20 protein-coding genes are annotated in these 18,578 nt (G+C 34.3%); 9 read left to right on the top strand and 11 right to left on the bottom strand.

All coding sequences use genetic code 11. The annotated features are described in order from the left end of the window. Positions 1–189: 189 nt before the first annotated feature. Entirely contained in the window at positions 190–816 is a 627-nt protein-coding gene (gene trhA, locus ACFSJT_RS18885) for a PAQR family membrane homeostasis protein TrhA (protein WP_378321899.1), read from the top strand. Between the two features lies 1 nt (position 817). Here the strand turns inward: trhA and ACFSJT_RS18890 are convergent, their stop codons facing one another. The 3 genes from ACFSJT_RS18890 to ACFSJT_RS18900 all read right to left on the bottom strand — a co-directional run bounded on the left by ACFSJT_RS18890 (position 818) and on the right by ACFSJT_RS18900 (position 2,656). Continuing rightward, positions 818–1,246 (bottom strand): DUF4268 domain-containing protein, encoded by a 429-nt coding sequence (locus ACFSJT_RS18890; RefSeq protein ID WP_378321900.1) that lies wholly within the window; start codon positions 1,244–1,246, stop codon positions 818–820. A gap of 1 nt (position 1,247) precedes the next feature. Continuing rightward, the gene (locus tag ACFSJT_RS18895; protein ID WP_378321901.1) at positions 1,248–1,835 is read right to left on the bottom strand and encodes a ZIP family metal transporter; all 588 of its coding nucleotides are present in this window, start codon (positions 1,833–1,835) and stop codon (positions 1,248–1,250) included. 89 nt (positions 1,836–1,924) lie between these two features. Then, positions 1,925–2,656 (bottom strand): class I SAM-dependent methyltransferase, encoded by a 732-nt coding sequence (locus ACFSJT_RS18900; RefSeq protein ID WP_378321902.1) that lies wholly within the window; start codon positions 2,654–2,656, stop codon positions 1,925–1,927. Between the two features lie 53 nt (positions 2,657–2,709). On the opposite strand from ACFSJT_RS18900, the gene ACFSJT_RS18905 reads away from it, so the two are divergent. The 3 genes from ACFSJT_RS18905 (at position 2,710) to ACFSJT_RS18915 (ending at position 8,285) form a co-directional block, all read left to right on the top strand. Then, positions 2,710–3,873 carry a THUMP domain-containing class I SAM-dependent RNA methyltransferase gene (locus ACFSJT_RS18905; RefSeq protein ID WP_378321903.1) on the top strand — a complete coding sequence of 388 codons (1,164 nt, stop codon included), beginning with the start codon at positions 2,710–2,712 and terminating at the stop codon, positions 3,871–3,873. 185 nt (positions 3,874–4,058) lie between these two features. Beyond that, on the top strand, positions 4,059–7,331 hold the full coding sequence (locus ACFSJT_RS18910; protein WP_378321904.1) for a VPS10 domain-containing protein: 3,273 nt from the start codon (positions 4,059–4,061) through the stop codon (positions 7,329–7,331). Between the two features lie 96 nt (positions 7,332–7,427). Beyond that, positions 7,428–8,285, top strand: a complete 858-nt coding sequence (locus tag ACFSJT_RS18915; protein ID WP_378321905.1) for a dienelactone hydrolase family protein — start codon at positions 7,428–7,430, stop codon at positions 8,283–8,285. A 37-nt stretch (positions 8,286–8,322) separates the two neighbouring features. On the opposite strand, the gene ACFSJT_RS18920 is transcribed toward ACFSJT_RS18915, so the two are convergent. Genes ACFSJT_RS18920 through rlmD form a run of 3 tightly spaced genes read right to left on the bottom strand, consistent with a single transcriptional unit; the run spans position 8,323 to position 10,927 of the window. Then, positions 8,323–9,033 (bottom strand): DUF6048 family protein, encoded by a 711-nt coding sequence (locus ACFSJT_RS18920; RefSeq protein ID WP_378321906.1) that lies wholly within the window; start codon positions 9,031–9,033, stop codon positions 8,323–8,325. After that, on the bottom strand, positions 8,999–9,514 hold the full coding sequence (locus ACFSJT_RS18925) for a DUF6452 family protein (protein WP_378321907.1): 516 nt from the start codon (positions 9,512–9,514) through the stop codon (positions 8,999–9,001). Before ACFSJT_RS18925 ends, ACFSJT_RS18920 begins: the two co-directional genes overlap by 35 nt. Before the next feature lie 3 nt (positions 9,515–9,517). Beyond that, the gene (rlmD, locus tag ACFSJT_RS18930) at positions 9,518–10,927 is read right to left on the bottom strand and encodes a 23S rRNA (uracil(1939)-C(5))-methyltransferase RlmD (protein WP_378321908.1); all 1,410 of its coding nucleotides are present in this window, start codon (positions 10,925–10,927) and stop codon (positions 9,518–9,520) included. Positions 10,928–11,179: 252 nt separating this feature from the next. Here rlmD and rocD point away from each other — a divergent pair, with 252 nt between their 5' ends. After that, the gene (gene rocD, locus ACFSJT_RS18935) at positions 11,180–12,457 is read left to right on the top strand and encodes an ornithine--oxo-acid transaminase (protein ID WP_378321909.1); all 1,278 of its coding nucleotides are present in this window, start codon (positions 11,180–11,182) and stop codon (positions 12,455–12,457) included. Positions 12,458–12,466: 9 nt separating this feature from the next. Here rocD and ACFSJT_RS18940 read toward each other — a convergent pair whose 3' ends face one another. Further along, positions 12,467–13,384, bottom strand: coding sequence for a Brp/Blh family beta-carotene 15,15'-dioxygenase (locus tag ACFSJT_RS18940; RefSeq protein WP_378321910.1), 918 nt, complete (start codon positions 13,382–13,384; stop codon positions 12,467–12,469). A 60-nt stretch (positions 13,385–13,444) separates the two neighbouring features. Here ACFSJT_RS18940 and ACFSJT_RS18945 point away from each other — a divergent pair, with 60 nt between their 5' ends. Beyond that, positions 13,445–14,182, top strand: a complete 738-nt coding sequence (locus tag ACFSJT_RS18945) for a bacteriorhodopsin-like (protein ID WP_378321911.1) — start codon at positions 13,445–13,447, stop codon at positions 14,180–14,182. Positions 14,183–14,246: 64 nt separating this feature from the next. Here ACFSJT_RS18945 and ACFSJT_RS18950 read toward each other — a convergent pair whose 3' ends face one another. Beyond that, positions 14,247–14,570 (bottom strand): CCC motif membrane protein, encoded by a 324-nt coding sequence (locus tag ACFSJT_RS18950; protein WP_378321912.1) that lies wholly within the window; start codon positions 14,568–14,570, stop codon positions 14,247–14,249. 20 nt (positions 14,571–14,590) lie between these two features. Next, positions 14,591–14,872, bottom strand: coding sequence for a DUF2752 domain-containing protein (locus tag ACFSJT_RS18955; RefSeq protein WP_378321913.1), 282 nt, complete (start codon positions 14,870–14,872; stop codon positions 14,591–14,593). A 96-nt stretch (positions 14,873–14,968) separates the two neighbouring features. Here ACFSJT_RS18955 and ACFSJT_RS18960 point away from each other — a divergent pair, with 96 nt between their 5' ends. Further along, the gene (locus tag ACFSJT_RS18960; RefSeq protein ID WP_378321914.1) at positions 14,969–15,178 is read left to right on the top strand and encodes a hypothetical protein; all 210 of its coding nucleotides are present in this window, start codon (positions 14,969–14,971) and stop codon (positions 15,176–15,178) included. After that, positions 15,175–15,729 carry a Smr/MutS family protein gene (locus ACFSJT_RS18965; protein ID WP_378321915.1) on the top strand — a complete coding sequence of 185 codons (555 nt, stop codon included), beginning with the start codon at positions 15,175–15,177 and terminating at the stop codon, positions 15,727–15,729. Before ACFSJT_RS18960 ends, ACFSJT_RS18965 begins: the two co-directional genes overlap by 4 nt. 3 nt (positions 15,730–15,732) lie before the next feature. On the opposite strand, the gene ACFSJT_RS18970 is transcribed toward ACFSJT_RS18965, so the two are convergent. After that, positions 15,733–16,236: a hypothetical protein gene (locus ACFSJT_RS18970; protein ID WP_378321916.1), complete on the bottom strand. Its 504-nt coding sequence runs from the start codon at positions 16,234–16,236 to the stop codon at positions 15,733–15,735. A gap of 3 nt (positions 16,237–16,239) precedes the next feature. Next, positions 16,240–17,163, bottom strand: coding sequence for a hypothetical protein (locus tag ACFSJT_RS18975; RefSeq protein WP_378321917.1), 924 nt, complete (start codon positions 17,161–17,163; stop codon positions 16,240–16,242). A 258-nt stretch (positions 17,164–17,421) separates the two neighbouring features. Here ACFSJT_RS18975 and ACFSJT_RS18980 point away from each other — a divergent pair, with 258 nt between their 5' ends. Then, positions 17,422–18,570 (top strand): cysteine desulfurase family protein, encoded by a 1,149-nt coding sequence (locus ACFSJT_RS18980; RefSeq protein WP_378321918.1) that lies wholly within the window; start codon positions 17,422–17,424, stop codon positions 18,568–18,570. Positions 18,571–18,578: the final 8 nt, after the last annotated feature.

Below are 18,578 nucleotides of genomic sequence, written 5' to 3' on the forward strand. Positions count from 1 at the left end.
CAGAGTAGTTAAGCCCGTTAGCGCCAATGGTACTGCAATCCGTGGGAGAGTAGGTCACCGCCTTCCTTAAAACCCTTCATAAAACTATGAAGGGTTTTTTTATGCATTTATTTTATTAAGGTATTTCTTGCTAACTATTGTATGTATTTCTATACTATAATTTATAGATTTGTCCTATTTACACAGTATATGAAAATACAAACCCCAGTAGAAGAGCGTTGGAATTGGTTAACTCACGGATTAGGATTTATCTTATCTTTTATAGGGTTATTCTTCTTATTTGCCAATGATTCACAATTAACCAGGTATAGTACTTTTGTCATTGTTCTATATAGTCTTTCCTTAATGGTCTTATATTTTGCTTCTACCGCTTATCATTATACTTCTGATGAAAAGCTTAAAAGAAGATTTAGGATTATGGATCATATAAGTATCTATTTCCTTATAGCAGGGACCTATAGTCCAGTTACTTTGATTACACTTCTGGAGGGTAAAGGCTGGCTTTTATTTATATTAGTTTGGTCTACTGCTGGTATAGGAACTATACTAAAGCTATTTTTTACGGGAAGATTTGAAGCTATATCATTAATATTATATCTGGTAATGGGATGGCTGATCGTTTTAGATATGACCAATTTAATGAATAAAGTAGGGCAAGAAGGAATTACATTCATGATATTAGGTGGTGCAGCCTATACGATCGGAATTATTTTTTATGCTATGCGAAGATTAAAATTTCATCACGTAATATGGCATCTTTTTGTAATGGCCGGGAGTATTTTTCATTATATCTTTATACTGAAATTTGTTATCTAGCTCAATTATCAATAAAGTCTTTGTATTCTAAAAAGAATGCTTCTAGTTTTAACATCTTTTCGTTCAAGAATTCTTTGGTTTCTTCCCAAGTGTTTTTATTGTGAATACTAACATCTGGTAATTCTACATAAAGTCTGGAGATGACTTTTCCGTTATCCAATTCATAATACTTATCATAGATAATACCAGGAAGATATTCTGTAACAAGAATATCCTTTAAGCTCACAAATTTTTCATAATAATAGCCCTGTATGACTTGGTCATAGGGTTCAATATCAATAGATACTTGAGCTTTTTTAGTGGTAAAGGTAAATTTAAGTGTTACATCTTTGATTTTTGTATTATATAATAGCCATTTACGAGGATACTCTTTTCCAAAGGAAGTCCAAAATTCTTGTCGTATTCGTTTTGACTCTTCTTTGCTAAACATATTAAATCAAATATGCTGTAACAGTTGCAAATAGAACAACCATTAGTTTTGTAACGTTGAACTTATGCCCTGCATTACTTTCAAAAAGAATAGTGGTAGAAACATGCAGAAATATACCTATTACTATCGCTGTAATTTCTTTATAATAGTTTTGAATGGCAGTAAAATGTTCTGAAATAAAAGTTCCTAATGGAGTCATTAATGCAAATACTACCAATAATACTGCAATAAGAGTGCGTGAAATTTTGGTATTCAATAAAAAGGTGGCAAGAATCATAGCAATAGGAATTTTATGAATAACAATTCCTAAAATTATTCCTTCAGTATGGTGTATAGGAAACCCTTCTAAAATTGCATGTATCCCTAAACTAATAAAAAGTAATTTTGGGATAGTGGTAGTTTCTTTATCCAGATGAATGTGACCGTGCTCAGCACCTTTAGAAAAATACTCGAGAATTTTTTGAAGTAGAATACCTACCATTATCCAAACACCAGTGCGTTTCGGAAAATTGTTATTTTTAAAGACCTCAGGTAGCAGATTAAAAATAGTGATTGCCAACAAAAAAGCACCACTAAAAGCTAAAAGCAATTTTAAATTCTTTTGGTTAGAGGGTCTAAAAAAGAACACAATTAATGATCCTATGAATACGGCTAATATAGTAAGTATGTAATGATCCACTATTTAAAAATTAGTATCAATCTTTGTGAATTTTTTATGTCAAATTTCCGTAATTGATAATCACCAAAAACATCCAGCAAATGCACATCTGCTTTATTAAAATAATCTTCAAAATCATTTAGAGTAATCGCTTTTACACGCTCTGTAAAGAAAAAATCTTCATTTTTATCTCTAAATCTGATTTCTTTAAAGATATAACCATCCTGAATGTATCTCTTTATATGAAAATTGATATCTTCAATTTCTTTAAGTTCTTCTGGGATAAGATTTTCAATAATGTAATTGACATTCATAAAATCAATAACCCCGAATCCATTTTCATTAAGATCTGATTTGATAGCTTTAATAGTATTTAAATTGTCTTCTTCTTGATCAAAATATCCAAAACTGGTAAATAAATTAAAAACTGCCGAGAATTTTTCAGAATAAGGGCGACACATATCGTGTACTCTAAATTTCAGGGTCTCATTTTCAAATTGAGAAGCATATTTTATACTTTTTTCAGACAAGTCCACTCCCGTAACGTCATAGCCCAGTTGGTTTAAGTAGATGCTATGACGACCTTTGCCACAAGCAAGATCTAAAATTTTCTCTCCTTTTTCAAGGTTAAGATAGTTAGTGAGATTATCCATAAACTCACCAGCTTCAATATGATTTCTGTCCTTGTATAAGATATGATAGTATGGCGTGTCAAACCATGATGCGTACCACATTGATGAATCTTTTAGCATAGGGCGCAAAATTAATGTATTTTTGCGGTTTAATTATATTGAATTCGAAGATAGTGAGTAATTCTTTTAAAATGGTGGCCAAAACTCTTTTTGGTTTTGAAGAAGTTTTGGCAAAAGAGCTTAGAGATTTAGGTGCCCAGAAAGTTGAAATGGGTAATAGAATGGTTAGTTTTTATGGAGATACAGGATTTATGTATAAAGCAAATCTTTGCCTTAGAACTGCTATTAAAATTTTGAAACCTATTACTTCCCGAAGAGTTAAAAACGAACAGGATGTTTATGATTTTATTCAAAGTATTCGATGGGAATCATATTTGAGTGTAGATGATACTTTTGCAATTTATGCGACCGTTAATTCAACACAGTTTACTCATTCTAAGTTTATTGCTTTAAAGGCTAAAGATGCCATTGTAGATAAATTCAGAAAAGAAAAGGGAAGAAGACCTAATGTAGATTTAGATCATCCGGATCTTTCAATTGATATTCATATTCAACGAGATTTATGTACAGTATCTTTGGATAGCTCTGGGGGCTCCTTGCATCATCGCGGCTATCGTACAGCGACTAATATTGCTCCTATCAATGAAGTTTTGGCCGCTGGTTTATTGCTTCTCTCGGGCTGGGACGGTCAATGTGATTTTTTAGATCCTATGTGTGGGAGCGGCACGATGGCTATAGAAGCGGCAATGATAGCCTGTAATATTCCTGCAAACTTAAATCGGAAAGAATTTGCTTTCGAAAAATGGTTGGATTGGGATCTGGATTTATTCGAAAAAATTGAAGAATCATGTCTTAAAAAAACCAGAGATTTTCATCATTCTATTATAGGAATGGATAAAGCTCCTTCGGCTGTTAGAAAAGCAAATGTGAATGTGGAAAATGCTAATCTTACCGATTTTGTAACCATAAAAGAAGGAGATTTCTTCTCATCGTCTAAAGACGTTGAAGGGACATTACACATGGTGTTTAATCCCCCTTATGACGAACGATTAGAAATTAATTTGGAAGAATTCTATTCACAAATTGGTGATACCCTGAAACAAAATTATCCAGGTACTCATGCCTGGTTTATTACAGGAAATCTTGAAGCACTAAAATATGTTGGACTTCGACCTTCTAGAAAGATAAAAGTGTTTAACGGAAAGTTAGAAGCTAGATTAGTAAAATACGAAATGTATGCCGGCAGCAAAAAAGCAAAACATCAACAGGATCAATAAAAGTCTTGTACTTTTGTTTTCGACTACCTTGAAAATTTATTTCTAATGAGCTCCCGTGATTATTTTTTAATTCATTCCTGAAATTTATTTGATGTAGGATTTTTATGTTTTTATTAAGACTAAAATTATTGAAATAGCAATAATTTTCTAGTGATATTCAATTTCTAACTAATCTTCTAGTCAATATGAAAACAAAACTAACACACGTCATTTTCATCATATTCGTATTTACACTTACATTTTCGGCACAAGGGCAACGGTCAAAGACAAAACAGATTGTTTCCACTGTGCTTTCAGATTCTGTTTTTTCAGGATTGAAATTAAGAAATATAGGTCCGGCATTTATGTCAGGTAGAATTGCAGATGTAGCGATTCATCCTAAAAACGAAAGTATTTGGTACGTGGCGGTCGGTTCTGGTGGTGTTTGGAAAACTGTAAATTCTGGTACCACATGGATACCAATTTTTGACGGTCAAACATCTTATTCCATAGGATGTGTAACGATCGATCCCATAGATCATAACATCATCTGGGTGGGTACCGGAGAGAATGTAGGAGGACGCCATATAGGTTATGGTGATGGTATTTATCGCAGTGAAGATGGTGGTGCTTCTTGGAAGAACATGGGATTAAAAAATTCTGAACATATTTCTAAGATTATTATACATCCCGAAAATAGCAATGTGATCTGGGTAGCAGTACAAGGTCCTCTTTGGAAAAAAGGAGGAGAGCGTGGTTTGTATAAATCTGTTGATGGAGGAAAAACATGGAAGAAAACCTTAGGTGATAATCAATGGGTTGGAGTAACTGATCTGGCAATTGATCCTCGAAATCCAGATCTGCTATACGCAGCCACTTGGCAAAGACATCGAACAGTTGCGGCTTATATGGGTGGCGGTCCGGGATCAGGGATTCATCGTAGTGTAGACGGAGGGGAAACTTGGGAACAACTCAAAAATGGTCTGCCCAAATCACAGATGGGTAAAATAGGGTTGGCAATCTCTCCACAAAAACCAGATATCTTGTATGCAGCAATAGAATTGGATAGAAGAACAGGAGGGGTCTATCGATCTGAGGATCGCGGAGCTACCTGGAAAAAACAATCTGATGCCGTGGCTGGCGCTACAGGGCCACATTACTATCAAGAACTATATGCGTCTCCACATCATTTTGAAAGGTTGTACCTGGTAGATAATACTATGCAGATTTCTGAAGATGGAGGAAAGACATTTGTGAGGATGAATGAAGAACATAAACACGGGGATAACCATGCTATCGCTTTCAAAAGAAATGACCCTGATTATCTTTTAGTGGGTACCGATGGAGGATTATATGAAACTTTTGATCTTACAAAAAATTGGCGATTCGTTGATAATCTTCCGGTAACGCAATACTATAAAGTTGCCGTAGATGATGCTGAACCTTTCTATAATATTTATGGCGGAACACAGGATAACAGTACTCAAGGAGGGCCATCACGAACAGATAATGTACATGGAATTCAAAATTCTGATTGGAAGATTGTATTAAATTGGGATGGCCATCAACCTGCTACCGAACCAGGTAACCCTAATATTATGTATGCAGAACGGCAGGAAGGTAATCTTTCCCGAGTGGATTTGAGTACAGGTGAAGTAATTGATATCCAACCACAACCAGGTGCTAATGAAAATTTTGAACGATTTAATTGGGATGCTCCTATCTTAGTAAGTGCTCATGATCCTAAACGTATTTATTTTGCTTCACAACGATTATGGAGATCTGATAATCGAGGCGACAAATGGACATCAATCTCGGGAGATTTGACTAAAAATCAAGAACGTATCGAATTAGAGATCATGGGTAAAAAGCAATCATGGGATGCCCCTTGGGACTTTTTGGCTATGTCAAACTATAATACCATTACTTCAATCGCAGAGTCGCCAAAGCAAGAGAATATTCTTTATGTTGGGACCGATGACGGAATTATTCAAGTAACAGAAGATGGAGGTGCCAACTGGAGAAGAATTAATGTAGGAACTTTACCGGGAGTCCCGACAACGGCTTTCGTAAATGATATTAAAGCTGATCTTTTTGATGCTAATACTGTATATGTGGCACTTGATAATCATAAATTTGGGGATTTCAACCCTTATCTTTTAAAAAGTACGGATAAAGGTCGTACTTGGAAATCTATTAAAGGGAATCTTCCAGATAGAACATTAGTTTGGCGAATAGTTCAGGACCATGTGCAACCGAACCTCTTATTTGCAGCCACCGAATTTGGAATATTTTTTACTGTAGACGGTGGAAATAGATGGATAAAGCTAAAAGGCAATATACCTACAATATCATTTCGTGATCTTGCTATTCAGCGCAGAGAGAATGATCTAATAGGAGCCTCTTTTGGACGAGGATTCTTCGTATTTGACGACTACAGCGCTCTCAGAAGTGTTTCTGAAGCCAAACTGAAAGAAGAAGCTGTTTTATTCCCAGCTCGTGATGCATGGTGGTATATACCAAGACCAAAATTAAGTTTTGATAATGAAAAAGGAAGTCAGGGGGCATCTCATTATGTAGCTCGAAATCCAGATTTTGGTGCAGTTTTTACCTACTATCTAAAAGATGGTTTGAAGACCAAGGAAGAAAAACGGAAGGAAATGGAGAAGAAAAACAAAGGAAAAGATATTTTATTTCCTGGGTGGGATCAAGTAGAAGAAGAACGTACACAACGTAAACCTCAGATAATTCTTACCATAAAGGATAAAGCTGGAAAAGTGGTTCGAAGAATTGATGGACCTGTTAAACCGGGGTTTCATAGAGTTGCCTGGGATTTAAGATATCCTGCTCCTGAAGCGATTTCTTTGAAGTCAAAAGAGAACTCTACAGATGCACCAAAAGGTTTTATGGCACCTACAGGCGAATATACCGCTACACTATCTAAAATAATTGATGGAAATGTTACTCAACTTTCGGCTCCGGTTGCCTTTAAAATTAAACGCATGCGTAGTGGGGCATTGCAAGGAGAAACACCAGATAAGGTAGCAGAGTTTTGGAGAAATTTCGAAAATACAATGGGTAAGGTTTCTGCTTTAGAAATACAAGTAGCTAAGCAAGAAAAACGTATAAAAGCAATGAAAGTGGCTTTGCATAGAGCTAATGTTGCTCCTGGTAATCTGGATAATCGTCTTGATGAATTAGAAAGGAGTATAGTTAATCTTAATAGAGAAATGCATGGAAATGGCTCAAAACTGCAAGTGGGAGAGAAAACAAAACCTACGATCGGGGATAGGATGTTTGCCATTTATAGAGGGGTAGATCGATCAACCTATGGACCGACAACTACACATTTGGAAACTATGCAAATTATCAATTCGCAGATAGGAACAATTACTTCTCAATTGAATACTCTTGAAAATAAAATAGATTCATTTGCGACAGAACTGGAATCAGCCGGAGCTCCTTATGTTGAAGATTAATAATCAGTTTTAGATCCTAGAAAAGAATCTAGCAGTTTTAGAATTACTAACTTTATAACGAATAGAAAACTAACCAAATTTTTAAAATTAATATTTATGAAACTTGTAGTAAAGTATTTCACATTATTTTTCTTCTTATCTGTTTTGATGAGCAGTTGTAAGGATAATAAAACATCATCAGGAGATGAAGAAACTTCAACAGATGCAGAAGAAACCATTGAAAAATCAATAAAGGTAAAAGGAGAGGAGGTTACTTATAAAGCCGACACACTTTCGATGAAAGGATATCTTGCCTTTAATGAAAATTCAACAAAAAAAAGCCCAGGGGTAATTGTAATTCACGAATGGTGGGGACATAATGATTACGTGCGTAAAAGAGCAGATATGTTGGCAGAACTGGGATATGTTGCCCTGGCGGTAGACATGTATGGAGAAGGGAAACAAGCTGCTCATCCAGATGATGCGGGCAAATTTGCCATGAGTGTGATGAGTAACATCGAATCTGCAAAAGCTCGTTTTAATGCAGCTTTAGAAATGCTAAAATCACAGGAATCTGTAGATGCCGATAAGATTGCGGCTATTGGTTACTGTTTTGGTGGAAGCGTAGCTTTAACTATGGCAAATGCCGGGATCGACTTAGACGCTGTTGCTGCTTTTCATAGTGGAGTAGAACTTCCTGTAATGCCTAACGAAAGTTTAAAGGCAAAAGTTTTAATATGCAATGGAGCAGCAGATCCTTTTGTATCCCCAGAATCTGTAGCTGCTTTTACCAAAGCAATGGATAGTTTAAAGGCAGATTACAAATATATTGCCTATGAGGATGCAGTACATGCATTTACTAGTAAAGGAGCGGATTCTCTGGGTAAAAAATTCAATTTACCATTAGGGTATCAAAAAGAGGCCGATGAGAAATCATGGGAAGAGCTCAAGCAACTTTTAAAAGAAGTATTTTAAGTCTGATTAATAAGCCTTTTGTTGTCATAGCAAAAGGCTATTTTTTCTTTTTAAAGAAAGGAATTAAATAACTTATATTATATCCGTAACCAACACCTATTGAGCTAAAATCATTTGTCCTGCCAAATCCGGGAATAAAGAGATTATCAAAACCATCGGGAATTTTTTCACTTATCTTACTTCTCAAAGAAACATTGGCTCCCAAGTATAAATTTTTAAAGATTTCGGCTTTTATTCCTAAAACAAGTTCAATCCAACTGGCATTTAAATCATCTTCAGTAACAGATTCGGTTATTGTATTTTCACCAAAATAGTTGGTTCCTGTAAATATATTATAATCATTTAAGGTTTGGTCAAATGTAGAAAAGCCATAACGTAATCCAACATAAATACTATTTTGCATTCCGTACCAATTGCTGTACGTATTATAATCTATTCCTGCCCTTATATAGTTTCCAGAACCCTCAACATTAATGTTTTCTTCATCTCTAATTAATGATTCGTTACCAACTTCGGCAGCGATATAAAATTTCTTATAAATTCTATAATCCCCGACAATTTCAAATCCAGAATAGTTATCATCAACAGATGAACGAATTATTCTCGCCAAATCTACACCAATTCTAAGCCCGTATTTCTCTGCCGGAGGTAATGTATCGGAAGGAATCACTTTATTTTCTTCCTGGCCAAAAATGTTACCTGAAAACAGGATGCTAATGAAAAATAATAATATGTGCGTTTGTTTCATCTATTACGTCTCTTCGTTGTACTGAAATCTCTTTAATCCAATCACCGTCTGTGCCAGCTTCATCTTCAGAAGATGTAATGGCGTTATAAACAACTCTAAACCCGCATGCGCTGCTTACATATTCTTCTACCGGGGCATATTGAAAGCTTATAATATCGGTATTTGCAGGTATGGTGTCATTATCGGTGTTCGAGTTTATTGTAAACTCAAAAGCAGTACTTGTAGTATTGGTCCTAAGCGGTATACTGATAGAATCGCTTACCGTTCCTATATCTATAAAATCATCGATACCTACAGCTCTTACTTGTAACTCTATAGGTGCTTTTATTTCGGTTCTGGTGACATCGTCAATAAACTTTATGATTAGAAATGGAGTCGTTGGAGTTCCTTCTGCACAAATATCATCACGTTCACAACTAGAAGCTGAATAGGTGATTACAGCAATGCAAGCACAATATAAAAGACCTTTAAAAATTTTCATGAACTATCTTTTTTCTAGTAAAACCACATTTTCTACATGATAGGTTTGCGGAAACATGTCTACCGGCTGTATTTTGGTGACCTCGTACATTTCATCTAATAACGCTAAGTCACGTGCTTGTGTTGCACTATTGCAACTTACATATACAATTTTCTGAGGTGAAATATGTAATAGTTGTGCCACAACATCCTTGTGCATCCCATCTCGTGGAGGATCAGTAATTATTATTTCTGGCTGACCATGCTCGGTAATAAAATCTTTAGTAAAAACCTTTTTCATATCACCCACATAGAACTCTACATTATCAATAGCATTTCTTTTTGCATTTTCTTTGGCATCTTCAATTGCTTCAGGAACAGCTTCAACCCCTATCACTTTCTTTGCTTTCTTAGCGACAAACTGTGCGATGGTTCCTGTTCCTGTATATAAATCGTATACAAGCTCATTTCCGGTAAGTCCTGCAAAGTCTCTTGTTACCTTATATAATTCATATGCCTGGTCAGAGTTGGTCTGATAAAATGATTTTGCATTAATTTTAAATCGTAGTCCTTCCATTTCTTCTTCGATATAATCTTTTCCCCTGTAACAGACTACTTTTTGATCATAAATAGTGTCATTTCCTTTTGAATTCACCACGTATTGTAATGAAGTAATCTGGGGAAACTCTGAAGCAATATAATCCAGTAATAATACTCTTTTCTTTTCATCCTCGTGAAAAAATTGTACCAGAACCATAATTTCTCCTGTAGACGAAATTCGAATCATTAGAGTTCTTAAAAAACCATCTTGTCTTCGTGCATTATAGAAAGGTAGATTATTTTGTGTAGCAAATGTTTTAACTTTATTTCTTATTGCATTACTTGGATCTTCCTGAAGATAGCAAGTATCAATATCCAGAATTTTATCCCACATTCCCGGAATATGAAAACCTAATGCATTACGATTTTCAATTTCGGTTTCACTTTGAATTTCGTCTAATGTTAACCATCGGCTGTCACTAAATGAAAATTCCATTTTATTTCTGTAGAAAAACTGCTTTTCAGATCCTAGAATGGGAGATACACTAGGGAGCTCAATTTTTCCCAATCTAGTAAGATTATTCACAACCTCTTTTTGCTTATATGCCAATTGGTGTTCATAACCCATGAATTGCCATTTGCATCCACCACATGTTCCAAAATGCTTGCAAGTAGGTTCAACACGTTTATCAGATTGCTTATGAAACTTGGTTGCAGATCCTTCGTAGTAAGCTTTACGTTTTTTGGTAGTTTGGATATCTGCTATATCACCAGGTACCGCATTACTTACAAGGATAACTTTTCCATCAGGAGCTTTGGCAATACTTTTTCCCTTTGCACCTGCATCAATTATTTCTATCTTCTCAAAGATTTGTCTTCGATTTTTTCTTGCCATAGCGCAAAAATAGAATAATTGAAAAGATTACCTTTCATCTTACATAAAAAATATGAAGTACAATTTCTTTGCAAATCAATGCTTCTTATTGTTAAGTTATCTAATGAATGAAATTTTTAAGGATCTTTCAATAATTGAATCATAAATTACCAAAGATTTAGTAATTTGCAACCAACTTCAGCAGGATGATTTCTCTCCGGGATAGTATTTCAAAGAAGGAATGGTAAAGTTGTATTATTAATTACGTGTAACATGGCAGTTTTAGAAAAAAAGTCATCACAACATTCAATTGAATTAGAAGATAAGTATGGAGCTCATAATTATCATCCACTACCTGTTGTATTAAATAAAGGAGATGGAGTATATGTTTGGGATGTAGAAGGAAAAAAGTATTATGATTTTTTGAGTGCATACTCTGCAGTTAATCAAGGACATTGTCATCCAAAAATAGTTGGGGCAATGGTCAATCAGGCGCAAACGTTGACCCTCACTTCAAGAGCGTTTTATAATGACAAATTAGGCGAATACGAAAAATTTGCTACTGAGTTTTTTGGTTTTGATAAGTTATTGCCAATGAATACGGGTGCCGAAGCAGTAGAGACTGCTTTGAAATTGTGTAGAAAATGGGCATATGAGAAGAAAGGTATTCCAGAAAATGAAGCGCAGATCATAGTATGTGAAAATAATTTTCATGGGAGGACTACTACGATTATTTCCTTTTCTAATGATCCAGTGGCTAGAAAGAATTTTGGACCTTATACTACTGGATTTATTAAGATTGAATATGATAATCTTAATGCACTAAAAGAAGCTCTAGAAAATAATGAGAATATAGCAGGATTTTTGGTAGAGCCCATTCAGGGAGAAGCCGGAGTATATGTTCCTTCTGATGATTATTTGTCTAAGGCTAAGGCACTTTGTGAAAAATATAATGTGTTGTTTATTGCCGATGAAGTGCAGACAGGTATCGCCAGAACAGGAAGGTTGTTGGCAACCTGTGGTAATTGCTCTTGTGCGAATAAAAATTGCTCGGGAACACCAGAGGTGAAACCAGACGTTTTGATATTAGGAAAGGCATTAAGCGGAGGCGCTTATCCAGTATCAGCAGTATTGGCAGATGATCATATTATGGAAGTGATCAAGCCAGGGAGTCATGGAAGTACTTTTGGTGGTAATCCTGTAGCAGCGGCAATTGCGGTTGCGGCTTTAGAAGTGGTAAGAGATGAAAAATTAGCCGAAAATGCTTTTGTATTAGGAGAACTATTTAGATCAGAGCTTAATAAATATATTGAGAAATCTAATATTGTTTCACTTGTTAGAGGTAAGGGATTGCTAAACGCAATCGTAATCAATGATTCTGAAGAGAGTGAAACTGCCTGGAATATTTGTATGGCATTAAAAGAAAATGGTCTTCTCGCGAAACCAACACATGGCAATATTATTCGTTTCGCACCACCGTTGGTAATAAATAGAGAACAACTTTTGGAATGTGTGAATATTATTACAAAAACTTTGAGTGAGTTTGAATAGAATTTAATATTATTTGTTAAATTTTGACATGACCCATACGTGCGGAAACGTAATTGAGGCTATCAAAGTGAAAAATATTGATAAAAATAGTCGATCTTGAGCATGAAATAACCAATATAGTAAGGACAGGCCGACTATAGATATAAACCAGTAGATAAAAGAGGATTTCAGGTATTTAATGAAATTCTCTTTTTTATTATTGCCATAAAGATAATATACCTGATCTGCCAGTGAAGGAATACTGTGCCAGAAAATAAAATATATGGCAAAAGCCCAAAGTAACGAAGCAGTATAAAAAACAATAAAAAATACAAGTATATAAAAAATTTCTTCGACTATTTTAGCTTTTAATTGTCCGTCAAAATAGATTTTGAATCCCAAAACAATCAATGATAAGGACGAAATAGATAATGAATACAAATAGAAATCTTTTTTAAAATAAATACCCGTTATATTCTCGATAATGCGAGAAACCTCAAAGCTATTATTATAAAAAAGAACCGATAGAATGACTATTCCATAGACCAAAAACATCATTTTACTAATGAAGGTCTGCTGTGTTATCTTAGAATTCAAATGTTGCTCTCCGAAATGATATGCGCTAAAAATTACAAATAGGAAAAGTGCTATGGTTGGTAAAAAATAGAAAAGAATAATGCTTATTGAGATTATCAATAGATAAAGGATGAGAATTTTATAAAATCTCTTTTTTTGAACGGTTTTTGAGGTCTTTTCAATTAGTTTTATATCATTTGCTCCATGTAAAATTCCTAACGATAAAATTAAAAAATAAGCAAAAAAGTCTTCTACATTGTCTTGAAAGTAGACTGCAAACCATAATGAAAAGAATGTGGCTATTAATGTAAAACTTCTTAGATTGTTAAAAAATAAAGCTCTTTCTTTCATAATGATTGATAAATTTATCATAAAGTTAAACATTTTATGTTTAATCTTTATTAAATTTGATTAAACAAAATTATAAATATTATGAAAAACTTATTAATGTCAATTTCCTTTACCCCGGAAATAGCAACTGACGATTACGTGGGCTTTACATTTTTCGTGGGATGTATGGCTATGATGGCAGCTTCGGTATTTTTCTTTTTTTCAATGAATAGTTATGATAGAAAATGGAGGACTTCCCTCCTTATTTCTGGATTGATTACATTCATTGCTGCTGTTCATTATTGGTACATGAGAGATTATTGGTATGCTAACGGAAGTTCCCCTACATTTTTCCGTTATGTAGATTGGATACTCACTGTACCTTTAATGTGTGTTGAGTTTTACCTTATATTAAAAGTTGCAGGAGCAAAAAAATCGCTAATGTGGCGTCTGATTGTTCTTTCTGTGATTATGCTGGTTACTGGTTACTTTGGAGAAGCAGTTTATAGAGACCAAGCATGGTTATGGGGTCTGATTTCGGGAATAGCATATTTTATTATTGTTTACGATATATGGCTTGGTAAAGCTAAAAAACTTGCTGAAGAGGCGGGAGGAGCCGTTCTAACCGCGCACAAAACTTTATGTTGGTTTGTACTCGTAGGATGGGCGATATACCCAATAGGATATATGGCAGGTACGCCGGGATGGTACGATGGTATTTTTGATGGTCTTGCAATGGACGTAGTTTATAATATTGGTGATGCGGTTAACAAAATTGGTTTTGGATTAGTGGTATACAACCTTGCAGTTTCGGCTTCTGAAAAGCCGGCAAGTGCTTAATTTTATTAGTTAAAAAAAAGCCTGCTTGAAAAAGCAGGCTTTTTTGTTATCCTAGAAGTTCGTTTTATGCTCCGGCAGATCTTCTTAATTCCTCAATCATTTCTTGATACCCTTCGAATCCTACGGTGGCAAATAAGAAAATAACATAGATTAGATAGATAATACTAAGAATTAAACCAATAATTGCCAAAATTTTACCTGTCTTCACGTTATTATACCCTTCATATAGCTCTGGATTTTCCATATACAATGCAGTTGCCTTTTTGGCAAGAACTATAGCTACAACGGCAAAAATAATTCCTAAGATACCATAGCAGCAGCATCCCAAAATAGAAAGAATACCAAAAACTAAAATAAGGGTGGAGTTAGGTAATGTCTGTTTTTCCATAATTAATTTTAATTGATTAGTTAAAAAATAATTTTCATTTTGATTACATAGCTAAAAATAATTGTTAGAACACTAGTAATCATAAGGCCAGTCTTAATTAATTGGCCATATTTAAACTTCATAAAAGAGTTAAATCCTAAAAATACAAGTAGTAGCAAAAGAGGATAAATTGCCGGATACATATAAAATGCTGCTTTAAATTCTCCTTGAAATAGAAGTGATATAGCTCTTTGCATACCACAACCTAAACAATCAACACCAAAAATTTTTTTGTTTATACAAGGAAGCATGTACTTTTCCAAAGGCAATTTTTTATCGATTAGTATATGCAATATACATAATTAAGTTATTTTTCATAATTGCAAGGCAAAAAATCTATTATTTAATATTTTAGCAAAATGAACCAAGGTAAAATAAAAAGGATAGGCAGTATAGCATTCATTGTGATGGGAGCTATCATTCTTGTTATAGAGATTGCTTCAAGAAATAAAAATTATTATCTACAGAGTGCTGGAGTAGTATTGTTGATGTTAGGATTATTCGTGATTAATTCAAAGTTAACATCAAAATCAAAAGTAGATTCTCAGGAATATTTTGAAGAAGAATGAGCATGATCAAAGTGGGAGATAAAGTATCAGTGTTAGACGAACCTCTATCGGGTAAAGTTATTTCTATAGATTCTGATGAAATTACTATTACAACCGAAGATGGTTTTGACCTGACTTTTTCTAAACAGGAAGTAGTAAAAATTGAATCTGGAGAAATGACTATTCCTTCATTTGAAGAGGTGAATAAAAACTTGCAAGAAAAAGAAGTTTTTAAAAAGAAACCAAAAAGGGCAAACCCAAGACCCAAAGAGCGCAGTTTACCGCCAATGGAGGTAGATTTACACATTCATAAATTAGTAAAATCGACAAAAGGGATGACTAACCATGATATGGTTACATTACAATTGGATACCGCCAGGAGACAACTAGATTTTGCAATTAGTAAACGTATTCCTAAAATCGTTTTTATTCATGGGGTCGGGCAGGGAGTCCTTAAAGAAGAACTTAGGTATCTTTTTGGGAGATACGACAATGTAAGAATTTCTGATGCAGATTATAGAAAGTATGGGCTAGGAGCAATGGAGGTATACATTGTGCAAAATCCCCAGTAGTATTTAGGGTGAGGTAATATCGTAAGAACCTAAATTAAAAACTTCTTGGCGTATTTCAACACCAGTCCCTAAAAAGGTAATATTTGATAATGTTATGGTTCTAGTTGTAACATTACCTTCGGTACTATACGATATAGTAGCAGTACCATTGGCACTTATTAATTCTCGGGTAACCATTATGTTTCCCGGGGGTATGCTCGCGCAAAAATATTCGTCACCATTTATTGGCGTATCGAATTGACGATATATCAAATTATTATTAGCATTAAGTTCCAAAGTCTGACTTACGTTATCTGCTGGTGCACTGTTTAATTCAAAATTAGTACTTGAGAAATTTAAAGATATCGCTTGGTTACCTTCATCATTAATTTTAAAGATCACAAAATTATTTCCATTAGAGCAATCTTGTAAAGCACCGTCAAAGTTAACATCATCTTCAACAACATCACCTTCACTACAACTTACTACTACAGTAATAATGATTAAAAGGAAAAAGAATTTCTTCATATTCTAATTTGGAGTTTTCGGTAAATTTCTTGTGCTATTAACATCTCTAAACCCAAAAGAAAAATTATCATCTTCAAAGTTTTCATTATCACCATCAAAAATAATAGTATTAATATCAACTGTTGTGCGATATGTTGTCAATACAGTTGTATTATCGGGACTAGGTGTAACATTATCATTCCTTTCGGAAGTATCAGGGTCTAGATAATTGAAAATATCGTCATCATCGGCAGCATCTGTATTATCATTTCTAGGATTGCCATCGCCATCTATATCCTCGTTTATAGTAGGAGTACCATCATTATCATCATCTGCGTCAAGGTAATCAGGGATTCCGTCTCCATCAGTGTCTAAAGGATCATCATTTTCTGGCAACCCATTTTCGAGCTCTACGCTGGTTAAAATGTTATCATCATCATCATCCTGATCTTTGTAGTTGGGTATACCATCTCCATCGGTATCATCATCTTCAAGATTGCCATTTCCGTTCAAGTCTTCATCTTCGGCTGGAATACCATCTTGATCATCCTCTGTAGCAATTTGTACAGTTATTTCTGCTATCCCTGAAACTGCTCTAAGTTGTTCGGTCACAATAATGTCGCTTGACGGAACATTAGAACAATAATAATCATTAGTAATGGTTACATTGAACTGTCTATAAATCAAACTACCCATATTTTCACTTAGATCAATTATAATAGGCGTTTCAGTAACAGCCGTATCTAAATATGTCGTATCAACAAAGTTAAATGATATTGCCTCGTTATTAGCAGTATTAATTTTAAAGAAAACAAATTCATTTTCTGCCGAACCGTTACAGATTTCTAAGGGAGCATCATCAAACTCAAAACCAGTTATGATAATATCACCGTCATCGCATGAAAATAGTATTGATACTAAAAGAAGAAATGAAAATAATTTTTTCACGTTGCTTATCATTTAATTCAGATTAACATCATTATTTCCTTTTAAAGACGATAAAAAAAAGAAAATGTTGATAACAATGTATTTTTAACATTTTTTGACAAAAGTAAAGTAATTGAAAGATTATAACGTATCCCGCCTAAAATAATTTTATTTATACTAGTTATATAATTATAAAAATTACGAATATTGCAAAGATTATATATCGCTTTTATAAATACTATTTGTTTTCATTTTTAAGCAATTAATTATTTATGTTTTATGCAAAAAGTTTATTTTGATAATGCTGCTACTACAAATGTAAGACCAGAGGTTATTACAAAAATGGTATCTGTACTGGAGGAAGATTTTGGAAATCCGTCTTCAACTCATGGTTTTGGTCGGTCCGCAAAGAATCATATAGAACAGACTCGAAAGAATATTGCAAATTATTTAGGTGTAAAGGCTTCAGAAATTATATTTACATCTGGAGGAACAGAAGCTGATAATTTGGTGATCAATAGTGCGGTTAGAGATTTAAAAGTAAGGCATATTATTACATCAAAAATCGAGCATCATGCTGTTTTACATACCGTGCAAGAAATAGAGGCGACTAGTGGGATTGAAGTAAGTTATGTGAATATTAATCCCGATGGGTCTATTGATTACGATCATTTAAAATCCTTGTTAAGTAACTCTGCAGAGAAAGTATTGGTTAGCCTAATGCACGTGAACAATGAAATAGGAACTATATTAGATATTCACAGGATTGGTAATTTGTGTAAAGAACATAATGCTCTTTTTCATAGCGATATGGTACAATCCATTGGTCATTTAGAAGTTAACCTTAATGAACTAAATGTTGATTTTACTGCGGTTAGTGCTCATAAATTTCATGGCCCAAAGGGAGTTGGGTTTGCCTACATTCGTAAGAATTCTGGTTTAAAACCATTAATTTTTGGAGGTGAGCAGGAGAGGGGGTACCGTGCAGGTACAGAAAGTGTGCATAATATTGCAGGTATGGATGAAGCTTTACGTCTTGCTTACGAACATCTTGAAGAAGAGCGAAAATATATATCAGATCTGAAGCACTATTTTATAGAGGCTTTGAAAAAGAACATCGAAGGAGTAAAATTTAATGCCAACTGTTGTGATCTTGATCATTGTACTTACACCTTAATTAATGTATGTTTACCGATAACAGATGAAAAAGCGGGAATATTATTGTTTCATCTGGATATCAATGGCATTGCCTGCTCTAAAGGAAGTGCCTGTCAAAGCGGAAGTAGCAAAGGATCCCATGTGCTCTCTGAAATACTTTGTGAAGAAGATCTCCAGAAACCATCGATACGCTTTTCTTTTTCAAAATACAATACAAAAGAAGAGGTTGATTATGTAGTTGATGTTTTGAAGAAATTTATTGCAAGCTAAAATAGCCT

It is taken from the genome of Aquimarina celericrescens (genome assembly GCF_042682765.1).
Classification (GTDB): Bacteria; Bacteroidota; Bacteroidia; order Flavobacteriales; family Flavobacteriaceae; genus Aquimarina; species Aquimarina celericrescens.

Coding starts and splice junctions, on each gene's coding strand:
- ACFSJT_RS18965 (WP_378321915.1), top strand. CDS start 15,175: ATGAGCATGATCAAAGTGGGAGATAAAGTATCAGTGTTAGACGAACCT.
- ACFSJT_RS18950 (WP_378321912.1), bottom strand. CDS start 14,570: ATGGAAAAACAGACATTACCTAACTCCACCCTTATTTTAGTTTTTGGT.
- ACFSJT_RS18890 (WP_378321900.1), bottom strand. CDS start 1,246: ATGTTTAGCAAAGAAGAGTCAAAACGAATACGACAAGAATTTTGGACT.
- trhA (WP_378321899.1), top strand. CDS start 190: ATGAAAATACAAACCCCAGTAGAAGAGCGTTGGAATTGGTTAACTCAC.
- rocD (WP_378321909.1), top strand. CDS start 11,180: ATGGCAGTTTTAGAAAAAAAGTCATCACAACATTCAATTGAATTAGAA.
- ACFSJT_RS18910 (WP_378321904.1), top strand. CDS start 4,059: ATGAAAACAAAACTAACACACGTCATTTTCATCATATTCGTATTTACA.
- rlmD (WP_378321908.1), bottom strand. CDS start 10,927: ATGGCAAGAAAAAATCGAAGACAAATCTTTGAGAAGATAGAAATAATT.
- ACFSJT_RS18900 (WP_378321902.1), bottom strand. CDS start 2,656: ATGCTAAAAGATTCATCAATGTGGTACGCATCATGGTTTGACACGCCA.
- ACFSJT_RS18915 (WP_378321905.1), top strand. CDS start 7,428: ATGAAACTTGTAGTAAAGTATTTCACATTATTTTTCTTCTTATCTGTT.
- ACFSJT_RS18945 (WP_378321911.1), top strand. CDS start 13,445: ATGAAAAACTTATTAATGTCAATTTCCTTTACCCCGGAAATAGCAACT.
- ACFSJT_RS18970 (WP_378321916.1), bottom strand. CDS start 16,236: ATGAAGAAATTCTTTTTCCTTTTAATCATTATTACTGTAGTAGTAAGT.
- ACFSJT_RS18925 (WP_378321907.1), bottom strand. CDS start 9,514: ATGAAAATTTTTAAAGGTCTTTTATATTGTGCTTGCATTGCTGTAATC.
- ACFSJT_RS18940 (WP_378321910.1), bottom strand. CDS start 13,384: ATGATAAATTTATCAATCATTATGAAAGAAAGAGCTTTATTTTTTAAC.
- ACFSJT_RS18980 (WP_378321918.1), top strand. CDS start 17,422: ATGCAAAAAGTTTATTTTGATAATGCTGCTACTACAAATGTAAGACCA.
- ACFSJT_RS18960 (WP_378321914.1), top strand. CDS start 14,969: ATGAACCAAGGTAAAATAAAAAGGATAGGCAGTATAGCATTCATTGTG.
- ACFSJT_RS18920 (WP_378321906.1), bottom strand. CDS start 9,033: ATGAAACAAACGCACATATTATTATTTTTCATTAGCATCCTGTTTTCA.